The sequence below is a fragment of the Facilibium subflavum genome (assembly GCF_003574485.1).
Classification (GTDB): Bacteria; Pseudomonadota; Gammaproteobacteria; order Francisellales; family Francisellaceae; genus Facilibium; species Facilibium subflavum.
Window position 1 is genome coordinate 1 of sequence record NZ_QLIT01000122.1, and the last position, 1,461, is coordinate 1,461.

Below are 1,461 nucleotides of genomic sequence, written 5' to 3' on the forward strand. Positions count from 1 at the left end.
GTATGGGCTGAAATATAATCAGCGATACTTAGGTGGTGTATTCACTGCAGAATGATAGAATTATTTTGCAAAGTAAAAACGCTCAAAATGGAGGAATACACACATGAGTAAAGATAACGTACTTGCTCTGAAAAATACAGTAGAAAATGAAGTAAAAGATGCTTTAACGGGCGTAATTCGAGAAGCGGCTAATAAAGCAATACACGAAGCAATCATGGTGGAGCTTAAGGAATTTATGGAGTCATTATCAGATTTAAGGCTTGATGATGGTAAACAACAAGTTGTGCGTAATGGTTATCAGCCTGAGCGTAACGTTGCAACTGGTGTTGGCAATGTGAAGGTTAAGCTACCTAAAGTCAGAGATCGTAAAGGCAGCGGTATTCAGTTTCACTCATTGCTTGTTCCGCCTTATATGCGACGAGCTAAAACGATTGATGAACTGCTACCATTGCTTTACTTGCAGGGAATCTCTACCAATCATTTTCAAGCAGCATTAGCCCCGATACTGGGTGAAAATGCAAAAAATGTATCACCACAGGTGATTTGTCGGTTAAAAGCGCAATGGCGTGATGAGCTTAAAGCATGGCAAAATTGTTCTTTATCAGACAAACGCTATGTTTACTGGTGGGTTGACGGTATTTATTTAACGGCACGTATGGAAAGCCAGAAGACCTGTATACTTGTGATAATAGGCGCGACAGAAGATGGTAAAAAAGAGCTTGTTGCATTTAGTGATGGTTTCAGAGAAAGTACGGATAGTTGGTTAGAATTATTGCGTGATATTAAACGCAGAGGATTAACAATAGCGCCTGAGCTGGCTATTGGCGATGGCGCGATGGGATTTTGGTCTGCCATTGAGAAAGAATTTCCTAAAACGCAACACCAGCGCTGCTGGGTGCATAAAACAGCGAATATTCTTAATAAGCTCCCTAAGTCATTGCAAACGCATGCGAAGTCAAAGTTACATGGAATTTATATGGCACCTGGTAAGGAAGAAGCACATGCAGCATACAAAGATTTTATTGCAACCTATCAAGCCAAGTACCCGAAGGCGGTTGAATGTCTGACGAAGGATAAAGAGAAGCTGCTTACTTTTTACGGCTTTCCTGCGGAGCACTGGTGCCATATTCGCTCTACCAATCCAATTGAGTCAACCTTTGCAACGATACAGCATCGAACCAGGCAAGCCAGGGGTTGCTATTCCAGAGAAACAGTGCTTTGTGCTTTCTTTAAAATGGCAATGCAGGCAGAGAAAAAATGGTTGAGACTAAGAGGTTATCAGCGTTTAGCTGAAGTCGTCAATATGGTGAAGTTTATTGATGGGATTTCTGAGCACGAAGTAGACAAAATAAAACAGGATAAACAAAATGCTGCCTAAGCCATACACCAAATTTGACAATAACTCAAGGAAAAGGGATTAAACCAGGGTTACAATTACTAGGGATTCATCACTCAGTACGC

Annotated in this window: 1 protein-coding gene; it reads left to right on the forward strand. The window is 41.1% G+C overall.

Annotation, left to right across the window (positions count from 1 at the left end):
* The first annotated feature begins 103 nt into the window (after positions 1-103).
* Entirely contained in the window at positions 104-1,378 is a 1,275-nt protein-coding gene (locus tag DNK84_RS08105) for an IS256 family transposase (protein ID WP_119344044.1), read from the forward strand.
* The last annotated feature ends 83 nt before the right edge of the window (positions 1,379-1,461 follow it).